Consider the following 24,537-nt stretch of genomic DNA (forward strand, 5'->3'; position numbering starts at 1 on the left):
AAGTTTTACCTAAGACACAAGAAGACGCAGTTAAAACATTTAGTGAATGACTATTTGGATAGTAATGTTTGCAAATATAAAAATGCGGTTTCTCCTTCCTAGAGAAACCGCACCATATCAAAGTTCTTATTATATTTTAAACTGACTCGTATACAGATCAAAGTAAAATCCTCTATCTTCCATAAGAGATTCATGATTCCCTCTTTCCATAATACTTCCATCTTTAATAACAAGAATTTGATCTGCTTTTTCAATCGTTTTCAGTCGATGAGCGATTACAAAACTTGTTCGACCTCTCATTAAATTGTTCAGTCCTTCTTGAATTTGTAATTCTGTTCTCGTATCAATATTAGATGTCGCTTCGTCGAGAATTAATATATCTGCATCCGCTAAAATTGCCCTTGCAATCGCAAGAAGTTGTTTCTGTCCTTGACTTAAATTCGATCCTTCTGAAGCAATTTTTGTTTCATATTGATTCGGTAAATGCTTTATGAAAGAATGTGCAGATGCTGCCTTAGCTGCATTAATTACTTCTTCATCACTAGCATCTAATCGACCATAACGGATATTATCCATAATCGTCCCAGCAAATAAATACGTATCTTGTAAAACTACTCCTATTTTACTTCGCAACGAATTAATATCATAATCTTTAATATTTTTTCCATCGATATGAATTTGCCCTTGCTGTATATCGTAAAAGCGCGTTAGCAAGTTAATGATTGTGGTTTTGCCCGATCCGGTTGGACCAACTAAAGCAACTGTCTCCCCTGGCTGTGCCTTAAGACTCACTTCTTTTAAAATCGTTTTATTTTCCTCATATCCAAATGAAACATTCTCGAGTGCAACATGCCCTTGTAAATTTTGTACAATGAATGCATCTTTTTTATTTTGGATTTCCGGTACTTCATCCATAATTTCAAAGACACGTTCTCCACCAGCAACTGCCGCTTGAATCGTATTCATTAAAGTTGCGAATTGACTGAGTGGTCTTGAGAATTGACGAGAATAATTAATAAAAGCTGCAATGACACCTACTGTTGTCATTCCATTTAAAACCATTACTGATCCAGTCCCAATTACAAGTCCCATACCTAAGTTGTTAATAAAATTCATACTCGGAAAAATAAAAGCTGAAAATGTATCCGCCTTCGTTGCTGAAACTCTTAGTTGTTCATTAATTTTATTGAAATTTTGTACGGTTTCTTTTTCTTTCCCGTATAACGTTGTAACATCCGCTCCTGTTATAGCTTCCTCAATAAATCCATTTAATTCTCCTAAATCTTTTTGACGCTTTGCAAAGTTTTTACCACTATAAGCAACTAGTTTTTTTGTAACAAAAAACATAATAGGTACTGTAATTAAAGTAACAATCGCTAAAACCCAATCTAATGCGAACATCGCAATCGTTACACCTATAAAGGTTAATGCTGATGAAATAATTTGTACAACACTTTGTGTCAATGCTTGATTCAAATTATCTATATCATTTGTCACACGACTCATTAAATCCCCTTGAGAACGTACATCAAAGAACCGTAAAGAAAGCGTTTGGATTTTCTCAAAGATATCTTGTCGTATTTTTTGTATCGTTTTTAATGCAACGTTAACCATGACAAATGTTTGTAACCATGTTAACAATACCGTTACACCGTAAATCGCAATAAGTAACAAGCACATTCTCGCCGTACCGCTTAAATCTTTCGGTACAATATATTGATCTATAATTACTCCCATTAAATACGGACCTAATAGCCCAAGTAACGTCGTAACAAATACTAAAAATATAACGAACGTAAGAGCAGCCTTTTGATACCCCATATAGTTCCATACTCGCATTACAGTTCCTTTCGTATTTTTAGCTTTACCCATCTTAGGCGCGTTACGTCCACCTTTATTAGCAAATTGTCCTTGAAAATTACGCATGTTCTTTCCCACCTTCTTTATGTAAATTACCACCTTGGGAAAGATAGATTTCTTGATATACCTCACATTGTTCTAACAGTTCTTCATGTGTACCATCACCAACTAATTCACCGTTATCTAAAACGAGAATTTTATCAGCATCTATTATTGATGAGATTTTAGAGGCAATTAATAATGTCGTTGTTCCTTTATATTCTTTTCTTAATGCCGATTGAATGTTAGATTCTGATTTAGCATCAACTGCTGATGTAGAATCATCTAATACAAGAATAGATGGCTTTCTCACAAGTGCTCTTGCAATTGATACACGTTGTTTTTGTCCACCTGATAAATTCGTTGCACCTTGTGTTAAATGATATTGATAAGAATCTTCCAGCTTGTTAATAAACTCCGTTGCACAAGCTGATGAAGCCGCTACTTCCAGTTCGTCACTTGTTGCATCTTCTTTACCATAACGCAGGTTCTCTTCTATACTACCTGAAAACAACAATGCCTTTTGAGGTACAAAACCTATTGAACCACGAAGTTTTTGTAAATCGTATGCCTTAACATTTATTCCATCAATGCATATTTCACCTTGATCAACATCGTATAAACGCGGTAACAGTTTTGCTAAAGTAGATTTACCACTTCCTGTAGAACCGATAATCCCTACTTTTTCACCTTTACATATGCGAAATGAAATATCTTTTAAAACATATTCATTATTTTTCGTGTAACTATAACTAACATTTTTAAAGTCAATATGCCCCTCAATTTGCTTAGGTACAAGCGCATTTGTTTCGTTCATAATATCAACCTCAGTATTTAAAACTTGCTGTACACGATCCGCAGACGGAAATGCTCGCGCGATTTGCATAAATACCATACTTATAGACATAAGTGACATTAATATAATGTTCAAATAGTTTATAAACGCTAATATAGCTCCTACTTGAAGAGTTCCATTGAATACTTTTTCTCCACCAATCCATAATGTTGCGACGATTCCTCCACTTACAACTAACATAATGATTGGCATCATTAAGGAAATAAGCTGCACCGCTCGAATATTTATCTTCGTTAAATTTGTATTAACATTTCCAAACTGAGTGATCTCATATTTTTGTCTTACATACGCTTTAATAACACGTACACCAGATAAATTTTCTTGTAACTTTGTATTCACTTTATCTAATGCTTCTTGCACCCTTTTGAACGTCCCACTGGCTTTACTTGCAATAAATATAATGGCAAGTAATAAAATTGGAACGACTACGAGTAATATAGGAAATAACTCACGCGCTGTTACAAAAACAATGATTATACTTCCGATAAATAACAAAGGACCACGAACAAGAACACGTAATGTCATCGTCATCGCCGATTGAATAGAAGTAACATCATTTGTCACAATCGTTAATAATTTCCCAGTTCCAAATGAATCACGATTTTCACTAGAAAATGTTTCTATTTTCGCAAATACATTTTTTCGTATGTCTGTAGCGAAATTCACAGCTGCTTTTGTAGAATACATCATACACCCAAGTCCTCCAACTAAACCAAGTGCTGCTGCTCCTATCATTAGAAGCCCCATTTTTATTACATAATTCATATCTCGATTCGCTATCCCAACATCAATAATATGTTGCATAATAGTCGGTTGAATTAAGTCCATCGCAACCTCAAGTACCATAAAAAGCGGTCCAATAATAGCGAAGAACATGTATGGTTTTAAATACTGTAATAACTTACGAAATGATTTCATACATAATCTCCTTTTCCTATGAAATTACCAATTAATAATTCTTACCCTCCTTACTTAAGCCATATTATTTATGATTTTTTTATTACTTCTATTATATTATGCAAATTAATATTTAACATTATTAAATGATAAGCATTAATGACTTCTCGGTCAATAAATGTGCTTTGTATTACACAAATAGAAAAACCGTATTCTTAAATAGAAAGAATACGGTTTTTTTATCTATATGTGTTAAACTACAAAATTTAATCTTAAATTCATTATTATCAGGTGAACTTCACATGTACAAACCTATTTTAATAGTGTTTATACTTATGTCTCCATCAAAAACATCTATATAAACATTTAAAACTCCGTTAATACTGGGAATTTATACCCTTTAAAATCTAATTCTTTATTACTTCGAACCATTAAATACTTACTAGACTGTAATTCAGTAAACTGTACATCCTCAATCCCTAATTGATCTGGAGAGAAGTAAAATTCAATTTCTGTAAATCTTTCAGAGATTTCCCCGCATATTTCATCTAAAACTGGAATTACTGGTGCAAACACTCCATATAATTTCAACTTTTCATTATCTACTTCATACACAATTAGAGCATCTAGTTTCTCTGAATAATACAGTTTCTCATTCCATTTCGCGTCATACATATTTAAGTAAAATGAGGACTGGAAGTTTATAGTTGCAAATTTATTTGAAAGCCTTTGGCTACTATCGATCGTTTCATGTATTAACTGTCTATTCTCTTCATCAGAGTAATCTAATTTTCTAAGCAGAGAATCGTTATTATTATTTTTATCGTATGGTATACTCATCAGATATTCCTGTACAACTTTAAATCCAAATGATGCATATAATTCAGGGTTTTCAGTAAACAACATTGTACAATCACATTGTTTATCGATTTCCACTATCACCTTTTCCAATAAATGTGTCATTAGCCCTTGTCTACGAAAATCTGGATGCGTCATTACCGATTGAATACCCTTTGCGTTTATTCTTTCACCATTGATTAGCAATGGTAGCGAAAATACCGCAACATTTGCAATCACTTTATCTTCTTGTAAAAATGATAAAGCTTTATATGTATCATCCCAATACCCTTTCTCCGAAAAATCATTCAATGTTTGACTTGTAATTCCAAACACTTCTTCAAATAAAGGAAATAACTGCTCTCTTTTCGGTTCTTCTATTAGAAGAGTTGCAAATTTTTCAACATTCCCCATGTTGTACCTCCATACGTCAATTCCATTAAATTAGGTATAGTTATATGACCTACTCATAATAGGCCTTACAAATCAATATACTATCATAAAACTTAAAAAAAATGTCTAATTTATTTTATGTTTTGACTATTCGGAAGTAAGTCGAATAAAGCGATATTAAGATTTTTGAATATTAATAAGTTTATTATATAAAAATAGTGCGTTCTACTTCTTTTTTACTAATAGAAATGCACCATTTATAAAAAAATATTTTTTATTATTTTTTTCCTTCTAGTCTCTCCTTTGTATTAATTTCTTCTCCTCTCATTCGTTTTTCAAACGTATTTCTCCAACTAGTAGAAAGTGCATGTACTTCTAAGATCCTTTTTAGCCCTTCCAAATTTTGTTTTTCCTTATGCATGATACGATTAGCAAATGCTACCGTAACACCTTTTGGATCAGACTTCAGTAATTTTAACGTATCAGCAGGTGATACCCATCCTTCTTTTAATACGCGAAAATAAAACCCTGTATATCCTGTTTCTTGAAAATATAGTGGTAACTTTGGAATATTGTATTTCTTAGCTAATTTAAAACAAGGTTGTCTCGGCTGCGTTACTTGTACAATTGCTTCTCCAATTTGAAATGTATCACCAATACAAACATCCTCTTCGCACATATCACTAATTGTTATATTTTCTCCGAATGCTCCATATACAAGGTCTTGATTCAACTCTTTTTCCCAATATCCATAATGTTCTCCCGAATACACACAAACCGCTTTGTCTACTCCACCATGATGAACCAAATCCGCCTGACCATCACCTTTAAATTTTAAAAAAGATAAAAATATAGGCTCCTTTGTTTCCACTTTGTTAATACCTGTTTGAATTAACTTACCTCCGTACATAACTTCTTTAGGCAATCCTATATTTAAAGATAGTACCTCATATACTTTATTCACCTTAATCGCTCCTCTTACTTACCCACAATTTTGCAAAAAATTAATCTATCCTTTCAAACTCTCTGTCTATTTTTTAAAAATGACAAAAGGTCAGAAAATGTAATAGCTGTCAAATATCCTTGCTCCAATACTTATCTATCCTTACTTCAAATGCTCTTCAATTCCTCTCTAATAAAATGATTATAAGCTCCACAAAACCATTGTTCAATCCAATTATTTATATAATAATGATAGGTATAACCTATCATTAAACTTGAGGTGATCCCAATCGAATTACGACAACTTGAATATTTTTTAGCTGTTTCAAAAGAATTACATTTCACAAAAGCAGCTGAGAGATTAAATATTTCACAGCCTTCACTAAGTCAACAAATACGTGCATTAGAACATGAAGTAGGAATGCCTCTTTTCGATCGCATTGGTAAAAAAATATCTTTAACTGACGCAGGAAGGATTTTATTATTACATAGTACAACCATTTTTCATGAAGTCGAACAAGCACGTTCTGCTATTCAAGACTTAAACGGATTACAGCAAGGTTCGTTAACAATAGGATCATTGTTAACCGTCGTGAATTATTTATTACCACCAGCTATTTTAAATTTCAATAGTTTATATCCCAATATAGAACTTTCTGTATTAGGGCTTCGTACAGGAGATATTCGTGAAAAATTATTACAAAACGAACTAGATATCGGCATTACTTTTCTCCCGGTGCACGATAAAGAGATTATTTCTATCCCCCTATACAAAAGTGAACTTACATTAGTCGTACCAACCGGTCATCAATTAACTGAACATGACCATGTATCTATCGCTGAATTACAGAACTACCCTTTAATTCTTTTACCTAAAAATTTCTATTTAACTGAATTAATTACATCTCATTGTCAAAAATTCAACTTTAAACCAAAACCAATTTTAGAAATTAGTACGATGGAATCTTTAATCCAAATGGTCTCAAAAGGAATGGGAATTACAGTATTACCCAAACCGTATATAGACTTTTTACAAAATGAAAATATTCAAGCTATTAAAATAGAAAATCCTACTCCAACTATAGATATAGGACTTATTTATCGCAAAGATAAATATATGTGCGCTGCAACTCGAGAATTCATTAAGCAATTGAAACTAACCGTGCATTCTTTACAAAATTAAACGAACAAAAGAGATTATCCTATGAAGTCGTTTCATAACGACCTAGTAGAATAATCTCTTTTCATAATGAAATAAAGTATTACCTATAAATTTTAGTGTACCTTTTTGGAAATTGGAATATACTTTGTAAAATAAGCCCCGACTAACAATAATACAATTGAAAATAACACTGTCAAAATACCGCCAAAATGAAACCAGTATGCAAACAAATTAAAAATTGTAAGTGAAAAGAAACAAATTGAAGTTAATGCACTCTTCAATCCTTTTATTTCTGCTTTTTTTCTTTTTTGATACGCAATATACATGGAAACGGCTAGAAAAATGATAAGAACAATCGTTAACAAAATTTTTAGCATCGGTAATCCCTCCAGTATAAATAACCCCTTCGTTACTACCATCTTATCCCATTTATCCTTTTGGAATCAATTTATTATTCTCTTCTCTCCAAAAATCAGTATACGTTTTATTTTCGAAGTTTACATTCACCTCTGAAAAAGGAAGACTCCCTCCAACCTCCAACGAGTACCAGTCATTTAACAGCGGTGATCCGAAACAAATGTTCATTGTGCATTCATGTAAATCAAATAATACAGAATGTAAAGTTCCAAACCATTCTTCATAATTATGCACAGACAGCCCGGCTGGATATTCTTTTTCTACTAATCCTTTTAAAGACTCCATACTCACTTGTTCATTTCGATTTAAATGTTCATACAATGTGTGATATCTGTTTGTAGATTGTTCTAATCTCCTATTATTCAATTTTTGAATAGGTAAACTGACCGCATGGTTTGTTGATATTATAAAATCTTGGCTTTCCTCATCAATTGTGATTATTGATTTATATCCGTCAAATATTTCAATACGTGCTGCATCTAAAGGATCCGCTACTATTAGATTAATATTACTAGCAATTGGTATGTCTTCTATTAGTGACTTAGCCTCCTGCACATTTTTGCATTTCTCCAATAATACTCTAATGACCGCAAAACATTGTAAACCACTTACCGCTGGCTTTCTTAAACCCGCAATATTTCCTACCGGTTGGCCACATGCTGAAAATGTAACAGATAATCCATGCTCGTTAACTCCTTCCGTTCGGCCAAAATATTGAGTAGAAAAGCCACTATGTGCATATGCACCTTCAACATGAGTCGAACAAAAGCGCATATCATCTATTACTGGTGACAAATCATAGTTTCTTAATACATAAGTATGCTTTAAATCTGTCTTTTTAGGTAAAACGGCACAATGGCTACAACCTGCTTTTAATAATGTTTGATAGTAATACATCATATTTTCAGATGGAATTTTTAAAACTTCACAAAACCCTTCAATCTCTTCATTAATTCCTGGACAATATTTATGTAATATATTCCTAGATTCTGTCCAATGGTGGTGCGATATTAAGTTTTCTTTCTGTATAAATTGCGGAATGAGATAAGGATGTTGTTTCACAAATTCCCCTTGTTGCTTACCGATTTCATAAGGACTTCCTTTTAACGATGAAAAATACCCCTTTACTTGATACATCTAATTCCCCCTTATTTAATTTATCCATATCGTACCAAATAAACTTTATTCATTCTTGATGTTTTTTACTGTCTTTCAAATCAGATATGGCTGAAATAAAGCAAGCAATTATAAAACAAAAACTAGGAAGCTATAATCAATTTCATCCTTATGCTTTAGAATTACTTGCTATTTATGAAAAAGCGCAAGAAATCCCTCAAAATACCGATCATTTAGAAGGTACATTGAGTATTACATCTAACGAATCATTAGCAGTATATCGTTTACCACAATTATTACGTACTTACAAACAGAAAAATCCGAAAGTAAATATCGTACTTGAAACAAGCACAAATGAACAAGCATTACAAAAATTACGTGAAGGAGAAACAGATGTTGTCTTCATAATTGGAGAAAGTGTAGAACATAATGATTTTATTACGCGTACTTTTAGTAATGAAGCATTTGGATGGATTTTACCTATTCATTCCCCCATACATACTAATCCATTTCATTTATTACAGGACACCCAGTTTATTTTTACTGAACAAAGCTGCGGCTATAGACCGATGGTAGATCGTTTTTTACGTCAAAGCGGGAATATTCCAGAGAAAACATTTGAAACTTCCAACGTTGAAGTCATTAAACAATCCGTTATATGTGAGTTAGGAATTTCAATTCTTCCTTATATCGTCGTACAAGAAAATTGCCAAAAGGAACAAATACGATTTCACCCTATCGAAACTCCAGATGTTATCCAAAGTCATGTAATCTATCATAGATCTAGATGGATTTCACCCGTTTTACAATCGTTTCTTTCCTTACTAGAGGACGACTAAAAAGTGCACAAAAAAAGAGTAACTGCCTAATAAGCACTTACTCTCTTCTACTATTACCTTATTTATTAGTCTGTCCCCCACCTGCAATTAATTGACTACCCGAATATGTACCTTTTTGCATAAACACTTGATTAATTAACTCTTTTTGTTCCACTTCTGACATTACCCCTTTTCCTTCGCCTAAATTCCCGCTTTGTAATTTCCAAATCTTATTGTGATCCGCATCAATTTTTTCATATTTTCCTTGTTTCCATCTCTCTAAAATATCTGCATATGTATTTCCTTGCACAAGATCATTGCTCTTTACAATATCAAGTAAACTTTCAATACGTTCTTGTGTAATAAAAATATAGCCCCACTTTTGATCAGCTTTCGTTTTTTGATGTGCCATTTCATGTAATGCTGTTTGTATGTTCTCATCTGTCCATTTAAAATTTTTATTAAAGCCGCTATTCGGCAATGAATGATTGCCATTTTCCAAAACCTTTGCATCTTCAGCTTTTACATTACTATCAGCTAATACTTCTACTGCCGGAGCGGCTGGTGATGCCTTTTTCGCAACTGGTTTACTATTATTCAAATAATACAGCATACCATACGTTATACCTACACCGATTACCGCCATACCAGCTATAATTCCAATTATTTTAAAGAATGTTTTCATCTTGCTTGTTTCCTCCCGCATATCTCATTTCATATTTTCTATTCCCTAAACCACATATGTATTTCCTCATATTATATTTCTTTCTTTTATAAATTGAAAGATTATTCTGTTAAAAAACACCGTCTTTTTCAAATGCAACTTCACCTCAAAGCATTTCATTTTAATTTTATAAAAATAAATGATAGCCTTATATTTAAAGGAGATGAATAAATATGAGTTTATTACATAACGGTTTAACTTTTTTAAACTTTGATGATACATATTTATTACAAAATAAACTACATTCTTATTCACATGAAGATATTGATTTTACTCATTTAGAACACTCAAATCTATATTGCGAAAATCCCTCTTTAATGCATATAAAAAGGGCATTAAATCGTAGAAAGAAAAAGGGAGTTACTTTTATAGGTTCTGGAAATTATCATTATGTATCTTATTTATTACTAGAAGAAATAGACAAACCTTTTACCCTTATACTATTTGATCATCATACTGATATGAACTTAAAGGAAGCAAATGAACAGACTCTTATTTCCTGCGGATCTTGGGTATCATTTTCTCTTCGAAATAATGGTAATTTAAAGAAAGTAATTATTATCGGACCTTCTTCTCTAACAATTCATTCTAATGATTGTTCATACGTAGAAGTTTTTCCAATTGATATCTCACATGAAGTATCGATACATACAATACTTTCACATATTCATACAGAAACAATATATGTAAGCATTGATAAAGATGTTTTAGATCCAAAAGTCACTATTACAAATTGGGATCAAGGGCATATGAAGCTATCTATACTTTTACAATTTATTCATTCTCTTATTATGAATAAATCTATCTATGGTATTGATATTTGCGGTGAACTCCCAGTTTATCCTTCTCAACTCTTCTTACCTAAATATAAAAATGCTATTCAGAAAAATGAACAAGCAAACTTACAAATTTTAAAAACAATTTATAAAACGAACTTACATATTCAATATGCATAAAAAGAACGAGTACCTTACAGGTACTCGTTCTTTTTATGCGCGATTTTCTTTTAACCACTTCGTAATCGTATCTAATCTCGAAACATCAAAACGTCTGTCTTCACACACATGTAAACTGTTTAAACTTTTCACAATTTCTAATTCATTCGACTTTACACTTTTTGCCTCAATTAATTTACAGTACCCGTCTGTAACGGTATTTAAATTTTCATAATAACGCTGAAGTTGTTTTGATATATGTAAATGCTTTTCAAAGTTTCTTCTTCTTCTCGTCTCATCAGATTCTTTCCGTTCTCTAAGTTCTTCATCATTCGTATATAAATAAAAATATTGATCAGGAAAACCAATTTCTCTATGTATCAGCTTTTCTTTATAAAAGTTTTCTATTGAAGATAATGGCTGATCAAATATTTCAAAATGGAAACACCAATTATAACTAAGTGGTTGATAAATGTCGCCATCAAGTATTACTATTTCATATTGCTCTGACTTCTGCATTGCTATTTTCCAGCGCTCTACTTGTTTTTCAAAATACCATGTTCTATGTTCATTTTTTGGTCTTTCAAATAAAAAATTCACTTCTGGTATAATATAAGCACCATAATTCTTTTCTAACTCACGACACGTTGTGCTCTTACCAACCGCGCTCGCTCCCTCAAACGCTATAATCCCCATAGTTTCTCCCACTTTCATTAACTAAAATCTCGTTGTTTCGCTTTTCTCCCCCATAACTGTCTCCATAAAACAATTGAAGCGATAGAAAGCATGATTGTTGTAATGATACTACCCTCAATTCCGAATGAGCCTCCATGAAAGAGTTCCGATCCGTTTGTTACAGGTCTAAAAATTGGTGTAGAATACATTTCCATTCCACTAACCGCAAAACCGAATACATTATATTGTGCCCAATTCCAAATGGAATGCCATGCGCATATCCCCCAAAGACTACTGTCTTTCAAAACGTAAAAAGCTGCAAATACACCAACTAATATTATATTCGATATCGAAAGAATTGTAATACCTGGATTTAACAAATGAAGAAAACCAAATAAAAAAGAAGTAACAACAATCCCGATCCATATACGGCTTCTAACAGAAAGGACTGGAAATAACCAACCTCGAACAACAATTTCTTCTGTTGCACCTTGTATTAAAAAAGCAACTAAAGACCCCACAATTCCAAGTATAACGGTTGGTGTAATTTGTTGCATTTGTAGTTGTACAATTCCTGTTACTAAAAGTAGCATGACTGGTATTGAAATGAAAACAAAACCTATTAATGCACCTCTCAAATATTTTCTTATCCACTGATTTCTCCAAAATCCAATGGATGAAATTGATCTTTTCTCTACAAATCTAATCCATAAAAAAACAAAAAATATAGCTCCGCCAAATGTCAATATCATCTCAATATCACTATAAATTGCCTTCAATAAAAGTGTTTCTGCTTTCGGTAAAAACAGCATAAATAACATAAACAATTCACCTAAAGATAAAAATACAATTGTAAGTATAACAGCCAATACTGGATGAACTTTTCTTCTTCCCTCTTTGGTTGCTTCAATTATTTTAAATTGTTTATTTTGCAATATTCTCGCCTCCTTAACAAATACTTCAACACTATTCTTATACTATAAATCGTTTTCCTAATACAAATCTCCAATAAAAATGTTCTCAGTTTAGCATAAACCAAAATTAGGAATAATATATAAATAAAAGAGATGTCTTTGTGACTTTTACCATTTTTCCCATCTTATTGCACACTGGTATTACCAGCACTTGCTATTTCCCACCATTTGTTGTAAGATAGTAATTAAGGTCAATTTAACACTATATTTACTTTGCATATTATCAAGTATCAATCAGGAACATTTTGTATGCCTTATTGGTTTTTGATAATATGTGAACTTTTATTTTTCATTCAAATAAGGCCGATCATATTGTAATCTTTTTAAATTTTAGGAGGCATTACCATGACATTAACAGGTAAAGTAAAATGGTTTAACAGCGAAAAAGGTTTCGGTTTCATCGAAGTTGCAGACGGTAACGACGTATTCGTTCACTTCTCAGCTATCACTGGCGACGGCTTCAAATCTCTTGACGAAGGTCAAGAAGTTAGCTTCGAAGTTGAAGACGGTAACCGTGGACCTCAAGCTAAAAACGTTGTAAAGCTATAATTTAAACAATAAAAAGGTTGTTACCAGCTTGGTTAACAACCTTTTTAATATATAACTAAAATTTTTTACATAAAAGGAGTGGTTATATGTATCGCAATCGAAAGAACGATGTAGCAGAAGTACCACCAGAACAAACCCCTGTCTGGGAATGTGAAGCAGAGGATTGTTTAGGATGGATGAGAAAGAACTTTTCATTTGAAGAAGAGCCTAAATGCCCTTTATGTAAAAGTAGCATGAAAAGCGGAGAACGTTTATTACCTAAATTAGGTTAATTTTTACTTAACCCCTCTTATAAAAGAGGGGTTTTTTATTATAAATTTGTATCCTCTACATCCGTTCGAATGATAGAATACAGTAGTGCATCATGTTGCTTATTTCCTTGATGAATATATCCACGTAATAATCCTTCCTTATGAAAGCCTATTTTAGATAACATTTTACAAGAAGTAATATTTTCAGGGTATGTAATAGCTCCAATTCTAAATAAGCCTAAATCTTGAAATCCATAATGAATAATTTCTTGAGCCGCTTCTGAAGCATAGCCATTTCCCCAATAACGAGGATGTAAGTCATATCCAATTTCAGATCGTTTACTCCATAATTGTAAATTATTTAATCCAATTGTACCTATTAAAGTGTTAGTTTCTTTTAATACTATCCCCCATCGTATTGCCTTTTTCTCGAAATAATTTTTTGAAAAAGATTCAATCATACGTGAAGCTTGTCCAAACTCCGTAAAAGAATTCATGCCGTAATAACATGTTACCTCATCCAATGAAAAAATTTCATATATTTTTTGACAATAAGATTGTTCTATTTCAACTAAACGCAAACGTTCTGTTTCTAATATAGGAAATGCCACAGGATCACTCCTTTCTTTCTACTCATTCATTATAGCAGAAAAAATATTTATAATTAGGAAAGTCCTCAATGTCCCATTAATCAAATATTTCTAGAGAAGCCTATCCTCTTAATTCAATACGAACTAAGAGTAACCCTTCTTACTTTTACATGATTAGAAAAATAAAGAGATGATCATAGTAGTTTGATCATCTCTTTATTTTCTATTTATATGCAACTAATGCCCAATGACATGGGGCTGTTTGTCTCCAGTTTACACTTGAAAAACCAGTTTCTCTAAGTAGTGTATCTAACTCATTCACAAAAGGATATACTTCTGCACTATCGCATTTCCTCCCAATTCGTTCTCTCGCTTCATTTCATGCAAAATGAGATACGAACATAATATCCAAGAGAAGAAATTCCCCCTCTTTCCGTACTATTCTATACACCTCTTCACAAGCTTTCTTTCTCTCTGAAGGTAACACCTCATGAAAACAAAAACTTGAAATAACTATATCAAAAGCTTCATCTTCTTGATTCGTATTCGTAAATGATCCTACCTCTAAATGATACGTTGGATATTTTTCTTTACATGTTTCTAACATCTTTTCCGATACATCCACCCCTATTACCCTCCCATTATTTTCACTCACTAATGAAGCAAATGCACCTGTTCCAATTCCAATATCAATAATTTTTCCCCTCTTATATAATTGAATCATTTCTTTCGCTTCAATTAAACTATTGTTATATCCATATAACGTACCTGTTGCTTCTTGAAATTTTCATCGTAAGTTTTTGCCCATTCGTCAAATACTTTTTGCGTTGCTTCAACAGTACGTAACAATAACATTCCCTCCTATTGTCCGGTTTTCACCTTCATTTTTAAAAATTAATTGGATTATTTTCATTTTCACCGCACCACTCAAAATAATATGTCTTATCATTTCGATTCCATGCTCACTTTTCCCTTCTAAAATAACACCCTACTCCATACATTTATGGTAAAATATAGATAATTAATTATTTTATTGTGGAGGTGTATATTTTCTATGTATATATTCATCGGCTTATCCCTCTTACTCATATTACTCATTTTTTTATTTGCAAAAAAATTCGCTCCAAACTCATTCATGATGACTAGTTTTACAGGCAATAGCTTTAAGACATTTTCAATCGGCATGTTAATTTCTGCCACTCTTTCTCTTTCATATGGAATCTATCACGCAGCAACATATCAACCTAAACATTTAGATATCACATTGCAAAATCAAAACTTTACTGTTTTCGGTAATGTTGGACAGCTTGGATATTTCTCAGAAGAATTACTAAAAAAAGATACAGAAGTTGAACTACATTTTGCCTCTTGGGAAGCAATGCAATTAAATAATCCAGAAATACTAGTAATCTATCCTTCAGGTAAACAAGAAACATGGAAACCGAACATAACATTAATTCCTACCAATAAATTAAAAGAGAAACATAATATAAAAGAGCTTTATCAACTCTCATCATATTCATTTAAAGAATCCGGAAACATAACATTAACGATTACCGAGAATAATACAACAAATAAAAAGGTCTCAATTCAAGTGAGATAAAGTTCAACTAATCAGGCTTTTACGAACAGTTGATCCCCTACCTAACTTCTTTGCTTCTGCTGTATTTTGAGATGGGGGTCTTACTGCCCGCAAATAGCGGGATAAATATAAATAAAATGTCCCTTCATTATACTGGAGGGACATTTTATTTATATATGTATTCTATATTAGTTTGACGATTCATTTAATGTTGCAATGATTTCATTTGCAGTGTTCTTTCCATTTCCAATACACGCACCAATTCCGACACCGTAATAGGAAGCACCCGCTAAATATACATTAGGATAAAGATTCGTCATTTTTTCTTGTAATGTTTGAACCGCTTGGTTATGTTCTAAATGATATTTCGGCATTAAATCTTTCCAATTTGTAACTTCAACTACTTCTGGTTTCCCTTTAATTCCGAGACTCTTTTCAATATCATATAAAGCTACTCGTACTAATTCTTCTTCACTATAATTTTTAATCGTTTCATATATAGAGTTTGTACTTTTATAAAACATTCTTACTAAAAGCTTTTGTTTACCAGATGTATGTTTCCACTTTCGACTTGTCCATGTACAAGCGTCACAATGTAAATCACTATTTTCCGTTACGATAAACCCTGTACCGTCAGCTGGTAGTTGTTCGTCTAGTATATCAAAACCTAAGTAAATACTTATAAGTGATGAATTTTTAAATGTATGAAACTGCTCGTTTAACTCATTGGACTGTAATAAAGTTTGTGCGATATCATGCGGAGCTGCTAATACAACATAATCAGCTTGTATTGTTTCATGATTTGCAAAAGTAACCTCATATCGGTCGACTTGTCTACTTACACCTGTCGTTACAACCCCTTTTTTTATGACGGTTTCATTCAGCATTTCTTCTAAGCGATCAATAACTGTAGATAGTCCACCTTTAAATGATACGAATTTTTTGTTTCCTGCTGATTGAAATTGTTTTTTATTCTCTTCAAAACCTTTAATAATACTTCCATATTTATTTTTATACTCCAGTAAATATGGTAATGTAGATGCCATCGTAAGCTCATTCAATTTACCAGAATATACACCTGAGAGTACAGGTGCAATTTGTCGTTCCACTAACTCTTTCCCTAAGAAGCTTTCTAAAAATACAGCAAGTGATGTATCTTTCGTAAACTCTTTATTTTTCGTTATGTAATCTTTTAAAGCAACAATTTTCCCTTTCGTTGATACTAGCGTACTGCTAAATAACGATTCAACACTCATCGGTATCCCAAATATAGTATCAGAAGGAATTGGATGTAAAGTATTATCAGAATATATATAAGAAATACCCGTTTCGTTATATACCATTTCTTCTTCTAGATTTAAATCTTTTATGAGCGGCATAACATGCTCATTACGAGCAACGATAGAATCCGCTCCTGATTCCATAATAAAATCCTTTTCTTCTACACTACGGATTTTACCACCTAAGTACTCTTCTTTTTCTACAAGAATTAAATTTAAATCAATATTATTATCCTTTGTTAATTTTTCTAAATAAAACATAGTAGAAAGTCCCGTTATACCTCCACCAATAACAACAACTGTTTTCATATATGCTGCGCTCCTAACCGGTACAATTAATAATTCCTTTATTATTATACCCAAAAGTCCTTATATTCGACTAGCAGCTTGCGCATTCTGTAAGAATTTAGACAATATATTCGAATATATTCCCGGTTGATCATTATGCACTAAATGACCGGCAAACGGAATAACGGCGATATGGATATTGTCGTTTAATTGTTTGAACGTTGTAGCAGCTATAACTTCATCTTCTGAATCTCCCCCAGCAATACAAAGTGTAGGTATTTGAAGATTCGCTACGTCACCAGTTTCATCAAATGGGTACCATTCTTTAACTTGCCACGATTCAAGCAATGCTTTCCAATCACTTTTTTCATGAATTTGATTCATATAAGTTACAACTTCTTCATTCCCCATTAATTGTTGATGACAATTTGCTTCATACTCCTGAGACTCCTCCCAATTTTCTCTCTTAAGCGGAAAGATACCTGAAAAAGTTAATGTTCTCACTTTATCTGGATATTTTTTTGCAAATAATAAAGCAACTAATCCTCCTAGCGAAACACCAGCTATATGACATCTATCAATTTGTAAATGCTCTAACGTATCATGTAAATCCCTTACAGAACGTAGGAAATATTTCTCCAATGTCCCTCCTGATCTTCCATGCCCTCTTAAATCAGGGCGAATGACTTGATAATTTAGTTCTCGAAAAAATGCTACCTGCTCTTCATATTCTACTAAACCTGTCATACCACCAGAATGTAAAAGTACGATTGGTTCCCCTTCGCCTGAAATGTGCGTATATAATTTCATATTTCCCCCTCCTTCAAAACGGAATATTCTATCAATTATTAGTATATAGAATTTACATCTGAATTTCCAAATAAAAAAGAACTATAACACTTTCACATCATGTCATAGTTCTTCCTATTTTAAAAACATAAAGTAATTAATCAATTTGTCTATTTCTTGACTTAAAGCCAATACTTTTTCATGTTGAATTCCATAATCCGATACTAAAAATAAAAGTTCTTCTTTCTTTATTTCAATTGCTTTTTCCAATTTCACTAATTCCATGTCGTTTTACTTCTCTCTCCAATACTAAAATGTATGTATTTTAGTATTGCCTATTTACATAATTAGTAAAAGTGAAATGCGTATGTAAAATCTTACATATTTTTAAAAATAATATCCTATCAACAAAGAAATTTTAAATTTAGCTCCTTTATACCGATCGTTAGACTTCATTACGTATTAATAACAAATCGAAATTTCTCTAGTGTTATATCTTTATATTCTGGAGCTCTCTTTATATGATCAAAATAACTATATGAGAATTTAAAGACATGTCCGAAATCCCAATCAAATGCACTATAGTCTTTTAGCCAAAATTGTTTTTCTGTTGGTAATACATGAGCACGATTAGTTTCGATTAAAGGTAAACAATCTATTGGTGAGTGTAAAGTTATTTCAGCATTCGGCGTAAGATTTTGACTAGCACGTAACACGTATACTAGTTTTAACAGTGGACGTACCCCTCGATGGAATATATCTCTATGCCCTAAGTCATACATAATATTAATTGCATGAGAAAAAGTAAGTAAATGACCTATTAAATCATGGTGCGATTCCGCTCTATAAATAATATTAAATTGCGAGAGCTCGTTTAAAATAAATTTAGATAATTGCTTCGGATTTCTTAATTCACTTTCTATCTCATCTTTTATACTTAATTTTTTTACTTCCTTCGTCGTAAAACCAATCCACGATCTGCCAGGAATTATTTTTTGAAACGATAATATAAGGTTAGTAATCCCTTCAATTGCTTGATTATCGCCCCATTTTTGTAACTCTTTCATAGCTAATAAACTTAATGCAGCATAAATGACATTATGTCCGACCCAATGAAGTTCATCAATTGTATGTTCCAATGATTTTAGAATCATTTTTTCAGCACTTTGAAAATCAATTTCTTTTTTATTATCGATGATTTCACCTAAGTTTTTCTTGTTCAACATCATTTTTATTTGAGAATACATACTACGAATTATTTCTTCTCCCACATTGTAATCTTTCATGAAAAAATAACTAGCAATTGCAGCTGCTCCGAAATGTGCATGCCAAATATCATTTGTTTCTTTTTTACATTGAGAAATAATTGAAAGGCCACCTTTTAAAACAGTTTTATTTTCCATGTTTTTATCCCCCGTAATAAAAATCACTTTATACTCATCCTAAAGATGGCGTCAATACAAATAAAATATGATTGGATTCATCACTTTTATTCAAAAAACGATGTTTCACATTTGGCGGAATACGTACAACATCACCTTCTTCTAAAAAATATTCTTTTCCTTCTAACTCCACATACACTTCTCCTTTCATGACAACAGCAATCTCTTCTTTATCTTCATGTGAATAGTGACTTTCCGTTGTGTTTGCCTGTTTATTTAAATCCATCATTAGCATCTCAATACGTGCTTTCATGAAATCGGGTGTTAATACATCATATACAATGTGATCATTGTTTTCCCGATATACTTTTTTTCGATCTTTTTTCTTAGAAATGAGTGAATCTGTATCAATCTCATTAATAAAAAGTGTAAATAGCGGTACATTTAATGCTTTCGCAATTAATTCCAATACGCTTAAAGAAGGATTCGCATATCCTCGTTCAATTTGACTAATTAGTGAAGTACTAATCCCTGCATAATCAGCAAATTCACGAATTGTCATATTATTTTTCTTACGATAACTTAATACAGTTTGTCCGAGTCTATCATGTATCATAGTAAAAACTTCCTTTCGTCCATCATATTGCATGTTTCATTGTCTTTGTGCTGACATACTAAACAAAGGCAAATAATCCTTTCCTATCGTCTCTGGGACTTATATACTTACCTTTGTACATTATATCGTACTTAGTTCATTATAATTAACATTATATCGGAGGGACAAACTGTGAAATCACCTATTCTTTCATATTGCATCTTATTTTTCGGCGTATTCGCCCTATCAACTTCAGCAATTTTTGTAAAATTGGCAGATGCTCCTGCGGCTATCATTGCTTTTTACCGTTTATTCTTTGCTACACTGATTCTGTTACCGTTATTACTATTTAATAAAAATAATCGAAACGAGCTAAAAACAGTAACAAGAAGACAATGGGGATTCGGATTCATATCCGGGCTATTATTAGCTGCACATTATGTACTATGGTTTGAATCGTTACAATATACTTCTGTAGCAAGCTCCACAGTTATCGTAACATTACAACCTTTATTCTCAATGATTGGTGGTCATTTTTTATTCAAGGAGCGGTTTACGAAAGGAGCGGTTATCGGTTGCCTCATCGCTATTTCAGGAAGTATCGTCATTGGATGGCAAGACTTGCAAATTAGCGGAGAAGCTTTATACGGGGATATTTTAGCGCTTATTGCGGCAGGAATTATTACCGGTTACTTTTTCATTAGTCAACATGTTCGTAAAGATTTATCACTTATATCGTATTCGGTAATTAGTTATGGAAGTAGTGCCTGTTTTCTTGGTATGTTTGCTTACATGCAACACGAATCTTTCATTCACTACTCTACACAAACTTGGGTGTGCTTTATTGGATTAGCGTTTATTGCAACGATTTTAGGACAAACAATTTTTAATTGGTTATTAAAATGGATGAGTGCTACTGTAATCTCTATGAGCATTTTAGGAGAAACGATTGGAACTTGTATACTAGCGTACTTTATTTTAAATGAGACCATTTCTTTACAACAAGGACTAGGTATTACAGTTATTTTTATTGGTTTAGCATTATTTTTATTACAACCAAAACTACCGAATCACAACTAACAAATAAAAAAGCATGACATTGATTTGTCATGCTTTTTATTGCTGTGTTGATTGCTCCATCTGTTTTAGTTTCAATCTTTGTTCTAAAACATGAATCATAAAAAGGAAATGTTCCGCTTCTCTTGTAACGTGATCAGCCAAAAGAGGATTAATGACATTTCGAATTTGGCACGTTTGAATTAGTTCTAATCCTGCTTTTTTGAAATTCCTTAACTCCACTGTGGCGTTTTCACTATCTTTATTCATTTTCCCAATAATCGGATAGGTCGGTTCTTTTTTGTATAGCATAGATTCAACATCTCTAGCTTGATTTAATAACACTTCAAAATCATCCCCGAACTTCAATGCTGTATGAACTAGGTTTCTCTCCGATTGATCCAATAACGAGGCAATAAAACGGGAATGCTCCATCATAATCCGTAACCAAAACACATTCTCACTTATAATCGCATCTTGGATAGGATCCATTTTCCCCTCATTAAACTTTTGAAGTGTGCGCATAAAATATTCCGCTTCACGAGCAACATGATCTACTAAAAGAGGAAAATTAAAACCTTTCACCTTACAATTAATAATTAAAATAAGTAAATTTCTTTTATAATTACGAAAAGCGTATACAAGCTGAATACTTTCTTCATTTAATTGCCTAACCGCTTGAACCGTTTGCGGAATCGTAAACGCTTTTTGCAAATGTCTATCAAACAAATTATAAAATTGATCTACCTGCTGAATTAAATTTTTATCGTTACGATTAAATCCTTCGCCAAGAAATAAAGCATGCTCTTTCATTATACGTAACCAAAATCTATTTTCTGTTAAAGATCGTTCAATAAATAATTGCTCAGTTAAGGATTCAGATGGAGCCCCCTTTAATTCTGGTGGCAACAACATAGCACGCTGTTCATCCATTACAAAATGTCCAGGAATAGGTTGCTCTGTCGACAATCCAATCACTCCTTATTCCTTGAATGCATTCATATGCTACGTATAGAAATATATATAATTCAAATTTACTTATATGATATAGTGAGTTTTTCAAGGTGTAATAAATTTAAATCAATGCATAATATCATCTGAAGCTACTTTTGACTAATTCAGTACAAAGTATAAAAATCCAACTCATTTTAATTTTTCTTCCTGAAATAAATTCTATTAAGTAATATGCATTTCATTCTAAGATAATGCCTAACGTTTGTACTATTAATAGTTGCTCGTACTTCTTATAACATAAAAAGCATGGCGACAATTCACCATGCTTTTTTATATTAATCCAATATATTTATTTATCGTATAAGATTAAACCATCAGGTCTAAAACGACTCATCATAATTTCATTTATAAACTTTCCATGAGCTTTTAAATTCCCTATCTTTATTCCTTCTTCTATAAATCCAAATTTTTCATATAGAGCTTTCGCTTTCGGATTCGTTTCTAATACACCAAGTTCCACTCTTTCTAGCATTAACCAATTATCTGCCAAATCAAGCATTTTTGTAAGAAGCGCTTTACCAATACCTTTATTATGATATTCACTGTCTACGCCGATAAATAAATCACCTGAATGTGATCTTCTTCCTGGACTTTGTGTTAAGCCAACAAAACCTACTACTTCTCCATCATACTCTGCAACAAATTCAAATTGATTTGGTGCTAAGTTTCGAATTCTATTTTCCATAGCGTCTACACGCATGCTAGGTAAAAAAATCATATAAGGTAAAACATCCTCCTGTATACAAATGCGGTGAATTGCTCTAGCATCTTGTATTTCTACTGCTCTAACTGTGATCCCCATCTTTCGCCCCTCCATATTCATAACAGTACATTGAATATTCTAGATCCCTTCATTAAATCCCTTTTATCCGTATTTCTTTATGTTATTTTTACACAATTATTTCGGTATAATGTTTATTTTATAAACAACTAACCTACTAAACCTCACTTAATTATTGCAAGTTAACTTTTCACCTTATTATATAACTCAAGCATATTTTCAATTGGAATACCATTTATTTTCATACCGGTTACATCACAATTTTCTATTTCAATATTTTTCAAATTACTATTACGTACTGTACTACCTTCCAAATCACAGTTATCGAATAAAATAGGTTCCTTCTCATCTCCAAGACTTGTACCTTTAAATTGAACTCCACCTAAAGTCACCAAATTAAATTTACTGCCAGAAAGATTTAAATCTGAATAAGAAGAACTTCTAAAATTTATATTTCTAAACTTTGATTGACTTACATTACAATTGCTTATATTAATATTCATTATATTGCTATTAACAAATAAACTTTTTTTAAAATTTACTTGATAATACTCTGTATTTGCTAAATTACAGTTTTCGTATTGATAATTTTTCAAATCTTCATTTTCAACTAATATATCTTCGGTTGAGGCTGAATTTATTCTTTTTGCGTAACAATACTCATCTTCCGATTTAAAAATTATTTCATAGCCCATTTTTTTATAAAAATGGTGATTATTAATTTGTCTACTAGATGTTTCGAGATCCCAAATCTTTATGTTCGGATATTCTTTTTCTATTAATTTAATAACATGTGATCCAATTCCTTTTCCTTGATACACAGGATCTACAAAAATACGATCAATTCGACCGTACGACTTACCAGAAATCGTAACTATTATTCCTCCGACTATTTCTTTATCCATTACAATTTTGAAAGAATCCAATTCTTCGATGGAATATTTCATCATTTCAACTGAAGAATATCCTGGTGGTTGGATGTTATAGTCAATAACATCATCTTGGCCGTATAACCATTGTTTTGCTTCTGCATCAAATGTTTTTTTCATTATTTCTGTTAATTTCTCAGCATCCAAAATTGTAGATTTTTCTATAGATATTATCGTCATTTTTGTTTTCCCCTCCATTGTTACAAACCGACAACTTTTTTAAATAACATAATTATCAATTCACTTTTGCTTTTAATGCTTTCCCCATTATTACATATGGAACATCATTTTTACTTGGAAGAAATGGCTCCAATACATCTATCCAATCCAACCTTTCATATAACGAACGTGCTTTTTCATTGTTGATTTGTGTTGTTAAAACACTCGTTCTATTTGAAATCCCTTCTAGTAATTCATTATGTAAGCTCGTTCCAAGACCTTCATTTTGATATTGTGGATGAACTGCTAACTCTACAAATTCAAAACAATCTTGTAACCACTCGTCTACTTGCTCTAGATTTAACACTGCTCTCATTAATTGATTATAGTACTGTCCCTCCATTGAGCGATAACCATAAGTAAAACCAACTACTTCATTTTCATCATTTATTGCTACTATACCTTTAAAATCTGTATATTCTATATGTCTTTTCATTCTTTCGATTATTTCATTGAAATTTGTTTTCTCAAATGCTTTACAATACAATTTTGCCATATTCTCAATTAGGATCTCATCTTTTTCAATACTTACGAATTTCACTTTACTTCCCCCCTATTAAAACATTTATAGCTTTAATAAATCACAA

General features: G+C 32.0%; 26 protein-coding genes and 1 pseudogene. 7 read left to right on the plus strand and 20 right to left on the minus strand.

Going from position 1 to position 24,537, the window contains the following annotated elements; genetic code table 11:
- Positions 1-129 precede the first annotated feature (129 nt).
- The 4 genes from QCI44_RS16295 to QCI44_RS16310 all read right to left on the minus strand — a co-directional run bounded on the left by QCI44_RS16295 (position 130) and on the right by QCI44_RS16310 (position 5,792).
- Entirely contained in the window at positions 130-1,926 is a 1,797-nt protein-coding gene (locus QCI44_RS16295; RefSeq protein ID WP_016134482.1) for an ABC transporter ATP-binding protein, read from the minus strand.
- Positions 1,919-3,673, minus strand: a complete 1,755-nt coding sequence (locus QCI44_RS16300; protein WP_353811332.1) for an ABC transporter ATP-binding protein — start codon at positions 3,671-3,673, stop codon at positions 1,919-1,921. The genes QCI44_RS16295 and QCI44_RS16300 overlap by 8 nt, the downstream gene beginning before the upstream one ends.
- Before the next feature lie 345 nt (positions 3,674-4,018).
- Positions 4,019-4,903 (minus strand): GNAT family N-acetyltransferase, encoded by an 885-nt coding sequence (locus QCI44_RS16305; protein WP_353811333.1) that lies wholly within the window; start codon positions 4,901-4,903, stop codon positions 4,019-4,021.
- 256 nt (positions 4,904-5,159) lie between these two features.
- Entirely contained in the window at positions 5,160-5,792 is a 633-nt protein-coding gene (locus QCI44_RS16310) for an MOSC domain-containing protein (RefSeq protein ID WP_048894659.1), read from the minus strand.
- A 312-nt stretch (positions 5,793-6,104) separates the two neighbouring features.
- Between QCI44_RS16310 and QCI44_RS16315 the strand changes: the two genes are divergently transcribed.
- Positions 6,105-7,007, plus strand: coding sequence for a LysR family transcriptional regulator (locus QCI44_RS16315; RefSeq protein WP_353811334.1), 903 nt, complete (start codon positions 6,105-6,107; stop codon positions 7,005-7,007).
- A gap of 92 nt (positions 7,008-7,099) precedes the next feature.
- On the opposite strand, the gene QCI44_RS16320 is transcribed toward QCI44_RS16315, so the two are convergent.
- Positions 7,100-7,363 carry a hypothetical protein gene (locus QCI44_RS16320; protein WP_033660068.1) on the minus strand — a complete coding sequence of 88 codons (264 nt, stop codon included), beginning with the start codon at positions 7,361-7,363 and terminating at the stop codon, positions 7,100-7,102.
- Between the two features lie 52 nt (positions 7,364-7,415).
- Positions 7,416-8,540: a C45 family autoproteolytic acyltransferase/hydrolase gene (locus tag QCI44_RS16325; RefSeq protein ID WP_353811335.1), complete on the minus strand. Its 1,125-nt coding sequence runs from the start codon at positions 8,538-8,540 to the stop codon at positions 7,416-7,418.
- 134 nt (positions 8,541-8,674) lie between these two features.
- Here QCI44_RS16325 and QCI44_RS16330 point away from each other — a divergent pair.
- A pseudogene (locus tag QCI44_RS16330) lies at positions 8,675-9,358 on the plus strand (LysR family transcriptional regulator substrate-binding protein); the annotation flags it as partial.
- A 58-nt stretch (positions 9,359-9,416) separates the two neighbouring features.
- Here QCI44_RS16330 and QCI44_RS16335 read toward each other — a convergent pair.
- Positions 9,417-10,022, minus strand: coding sequence for a PRK06770 family protein (locus QCI44_RS16335; RefSeq protein WP_353811336.1), 606 nt, complete (start codon positions 10,020-10,022; stop codon positions 9,417-9,419).
- A gap of 212 nt (positions 10,023-10,234) precedes the next feature.
- On the opposite strand from QCI44_RS16335, the gene QCI44_RS16340 reads away from it, so the two are divergent.
- Entirely contained in the window at positions 10,235-11,017 is a 783-nt protein-coding gene (locus QCI44_RS16340; protein WP_001990410.1) for an arginase family protein, read from the plus strand.
- A 33-nt stretch (positions 11,018-11,050) separates the two neighbouring features.
- On the opposite strand, the gene QCI44_RS16345 is transcribed toward QCI44_RS16340, so the two are convergent.
- Together QCI44_RS16345 and QCI44_RS16350 are read right to left on the minus strand one after the other, a co-directional pair.
- Positions 11,051-11,710, minus strand: a complete 660-nt coding sequence (locus QCI44_RS16345) for an AAA family ATPase (RefSeq protein ID WP_353811337.1) — start codon at positions 11,708-11,710, stop codon at positions 11,051-11,053.
- Positions 11,710-12,606, minus strand: a complete 897-nt coding sequence (locus QCI44_RS16350; RefSeq protein WP_353811338.1) for a CPBP family intramembrane glutamic endopeptidase — start codon at positions 12,604-12,606, stop codon at positions 11,710-11,712. Before QCI44_RS16350 ends, QCI44_RS16345 begins: the two co-directional genes overlap by 1 nt.
- Before the next feature lie 384 nt (positions 12,607-12,990).
- On the opposite strand from QCI44_RS16350, the gene cspD reads away from it, so the two are divergent.
- Together cspD and QCI44_RS16360 are read left to right on the plus strand one after the other, a co-directional pair.
- Positions 12,991-13,194, plus strand: coding sequence for a cold-shock protein CspD (gene cspD, locus QCI44_RS16355; RefSeq protein WP_000176365.1), 204 nt, complete (start codon positions 12,991-12,993; stop codon positions 13,192-13,194).
- An 86-nt stretch (positions 13,195-13,280) separates the two neighbouring features.
- The gene (locus QCI44_RS16360; RefSeq protein WP_000286198.1) at positions 13,281-13,466 is read left to right on the plus strand and encodes a cold-shock protein; all 186 of its coding nucleotides are present in this window, start codon (positions 13,281-13,283) and stop codon (positions 13,464-13,466) included.
- A 38-nt stretch (positions 13,467-13,504) separates the two neighbouring features.
- Here QCI44_RS16360 and QCI44_RS16365 read toward each other — a convergent pair whose 3' ends face one another.
- Complete coding sequence (locus QCI44_RS16365; RefSeq protein WP_353811339.1) at positions 13,505-14,056, minus strand: GNAT family N-acetyltransferase; 552 nt, start codon at positions 14,054-14,056, stop codon at positions 13,505-13,507.
- A 358-nt stretch (positions 14,057-14,414) separates the two neighbouring features.
- Complete coding sequence (locus QCI44_RS16370; RefSeq protein WP_016087908.1) at positions 14,415-14,759, minus strand: class I SAM-dependent methyltransferase; 345 nt, start codon at positions 14,757-14,759, stop codon at positions 14,415-14,417.
- Positions 14,760-15,089: 330 nt separating this feature from the next.
- Here QCI44_RS16370 and QCI44_RS16375 point away from each other — a divergent pair, with 330 nt between their 5' ends.
- Positions 15,090-15,638: a hypothetical protein gene (locus QCI44_RS16375; protein ID WP_016087911.1), complete on the plus strand. Its 549-nt coding sequence runs from the start codon at positions 15,090-15,092 to the stop codon at positions 15,636-15,638.
- 167 nt (positions 15,639-15,805) lie between these two features.
- On the opposite strand, the gene QCI44_RS16380 is transcribed toward QCI44_RS16375, so the two are convergent.
- The 5 genes from QCI44_RS16380 to QCI44_RS16400 all read right to left on the minus strand — a co-directional run bounded on the left by QCI44_RS16380 (position 15,806) and on the right by QCI44_RS16400 (position 20,005).
- Complete coding sequence (locus QCI44_RS16380; protein WP_016087912.1) at positions 15,806-17,206, minus strand: protoporphyrinogen oxidase; 1,401 nt, start codon at positions 17,204-17,206, stop codon at positions 15,806-15,808.
- 60 nt (positions 17,207-17,266) lie between these two features.
- The gene (locus QCI44_RS16385) at positions 17,267-17,995 is read right to left on the minus strand and encodes an alpha/beta fold hydrolase (protein ID WP_098485717.1); all 729 of its coding nucleotides are present in this window, start codon (positions 17,993-17,995) and stop codon (positions 17,267-17,269) included.
- 114 nt (positions 17,996-18,109) lie between these two features.
- Entirely contained in the window at positions 18,110-18,259 is a 150-nt protein-coding gene (locus tag QCI44_RS16390; protein ID WP_016087914.1) for an aspartyl-phosphate phosphatase Spo0E family protein, read from the minus strand.
- Positions 18,260-18,429: 170 nt separating this feature from the next.
- Complete coding sequence (locus QCI44_RS16395; protein ID WP_353811340.1) at positions 18,430-19,377, minus strand: hypothetical protein; 948 nt, start codon at positions 19,375-19,377, stop codon at positions 18,430-18,432.
- Positions 19,378-19,411: 34 nt separating this feature from the next.
- The gene (locus tag QCI44_RS16400) at positions 19,412-20,005 is read right to left on the minus strand and encodes a helix-turn-helix domain-containing protein (RefSeq protein WP_307845686.1); all 594 of its coding nucleotides are present in this window, start codon (positions 20,003-20,005) and stop codon (positions 19,412-19,414) included.
- Between the two features lie 138 nt (positions 20,006-20,143).
- Between QCI44_RS16400 and QCI44_RS16405 the strand changes: the two genes are divergently transcribed.
- The gene (locus QCI44_RS16405; RefSeq protein WP_353811341.1) at positions 20,144-21,031 is read left to right on the plus strand and encodes a DMT family transporter; all 888 of its coding nucleotides are present in this window, start codon (positions 20,144-20,146) and stop codon (positions 21,029-21,031) included.
- 36 nt (positions 21,032-21,067) lie between these two features.
- Here QCI44_RS16405 and QCI44_RS16410 read toward each other — a convergent pair whose 3' ends face one another.
- The 4 genes from QCI44_RS16410 to QCI44_RS16425 form a co-directional block, all read right to left on the minus strand.
- Complete coding sequence (locus QCI44_RS16410; RefSeq protein ID WP_016087919.1) at positions 21,068-21,976, minus strand: DUF2935 domain-containing protein; 909 nt, start codon at positions 21,974-21,976, stop codon at positions 21,068-21,070.
- Positions 21,977-22,310: 334 nt separating this feature from the next.
- Complete coding sequence (locus QCI44_RS16415; protein ID WP_353811342.1) at positions 22,311-22,823, minus strand: GNAT family N-acetyltransferase; 513 nt, start codon at positions 22,821-22,823, stop codon at positions 22,311-22,313.
- A gap of 161 nt (positions 22,824-22,984) precedes the next feature.
- The gene (locus QCI44_RS16420) at positions 22,985-23,911 is read right to left on the minus strand and encodes a GNAT family N-acetyltransferase (RefSeq protein WP_016087921.1); all 927 of its coding nucleotides are present in this window, start codon (positions 23,909-23,911) and stop codon (positions 22,985-22,987) included.
- 55 nt (positions 23,912-23,966) lie between these two features.
- Complete coding sequence (locus QCI44_RS16425) at positions 23,967-24,491, minus strand: GNAT family N-acetyltransferase (protein WP_088084207.1); 525 nt, start codon at positions 24,489-24,491, stop codon at positions 23,967-23,969.
- Between the last annotated feature and the right edge of the window lie 46 nt (positions 24,492-24,537).

Source organism: Bacillus cereus group sp. RP37, from assembly GCF_040459695.1.
GTDB lineage: Bacteria > Bacillota > Bacilli > Bacillales > Bacillaceae_G > Bacillus_A.

What these genes read in the sequence shown, in the direction of transcription:
- QCI44_RS16295 (WP_016134482.1), bottom strand. Translation starts at nt 1,926, where the DNA reads ATGCGTAATTTTCAAGGACAATTTGCTAATAAAGGTGGACGTAACGCG.
- QCI44_RS16300 (WP_353811332.1), bottom strand. Translation starts at nt 3,673, where the DNA reads ATGAAATCATTTCGTAAGTTATTACAGTATTTAAAACCATACATGTTC.
- QCI44_RS16305 (WP_353811333.1), bottom strand. Translation starts at nt 4,903, where the DNA reads ATGGGGAATGTTGAAAAATTTGCAACTCTTCTAATAGAAGAACCGAAA.
- QCI44_RS16310 (WP_048894659.1), bottom strand. Translation starts at nt 5,792, where the DNA reads ATGTACGGAGGTAAGTTAATTCAAACAGGTATTAACAAAGTGGAAACA.
- QCI44_RS16320 (WP_033660068.1), bottom strand. Translation starts at nt 7,363, where the DNA reads ATGCTAAAAATTTTGTTAACGATTGTTCTTATCATTTTTCTAGCCGTT.
- QCI44_RS16325 (WP_353811335.1), bottom strand. Translation starts at nt 8,540, where the DNA reads ATGTATCAAGTAAAGGGGTATTTTTCATCGTTAAAAGGAAGTCCTTAT.
- QCI44_RS16335 (WP_353811336.1), bottom strand. Translation starts at nt 10,022, where the DNA reads ATGAAAACATTCTTTAAAATAATTGGAATTATAGCTGGTATGGCGGTA.
- QCI44_RS16340 (WP_001990410.1), top strand. Translation starts at nt 10,235, where the DNA reads ATGAGTTTATTACATAACGGTTTAACTTTTTTAAACTTTGATGATACA.
- QCI44_RS16345 (WP_353811337.1), bottom strand. Translation starts at nt 11,710, where the DNA reads ATGAAAGTGGGAGAAACTATGGGGATTATAGCGTTTGAGGGAGCGAGC.
- cspD (WP_000176365.1), top strand. Translation starts at nt 12,991, where the DNA reads ATGACATTAACAGGTAAAGTAAAATGGTTTAACAGCGAAAAAGGTTTC.
- QCI44_RS16360 (WP_000286198.1), top strand. Translation starts at nt 13,281, where the DNA reads ATGTATCGCAATCGAAAGAACGATGTAGCAGAAGTACCACCAGAACAA.
- QCI44_RS16370 (WP_016087908.1), bottom strand. Translation starts at nt 14,759, where the DNA reads ATGATTCAATTATATAAGAGGGGAAAAATTATTGATATTGGAATTGGA.
- QCI44_RS16375 (WP_016087911.1), top strand. Translation starts at nt 15,090, where the DNA reads ATGTATATATTCATCGGCTTATCCCTCTTACTCATATTACTCATTTTT.
- QCI44_RS16380 (WP_016087912.1), bottom strand. Translation starts at nt 17,206, where the DNA reads ATGAAAACAGTTGTTGTTATTGGTGGAGGTATAACGGGACTTTCTACT.
- QCI44_RS16385 (WP_098485717.1), bottom strand. Translation starts at nt 17,995, where the DNA reads ATGAAATTATATACGCACATTTCAGGCGAAGGGGAACCAATCGTACTT.
- QCI44_RS16390 (WP_016087914.1), bottom strand. Translation starts at nt 18,259, where the DNA reads ATGGAATTAGTGAAATTGGAAAAAGCAATTGAAATAAAGAAAGAAGAA.
- QCI44_RS16395 (WP_353811340.1), bottom strand. Translation starts at nt 19,377, where the DNA reads ATGGAAAATAAAACTGTTTTAAAAGGTGGCCTTTCAATTATTTCTCAA.
- QCI44_RS16400 (WP_307845686.1), bottom strand. Translation starts at nt 20,005, where the DNA reads ATGCAATATGATGGACGAAAGGAAGTTTTTACTATGATACATGATAGA.
- QCI44_RS16415 (WP_353811342.1), bottom strand. Translation starts at nt 22,823, where the DNA reads ATGGGGATCACAGTTAGAGCAGTAGAAATACAAGATGCTAGAGCAATT.
- QCI44_RS16420 (WP_016087921.1), bottom strand. Translation starts at nt 23,911, where the DNA reads ATGACGATAATATCTATAGAAAAATCTACAATTTTGGATGCTGAGAAA.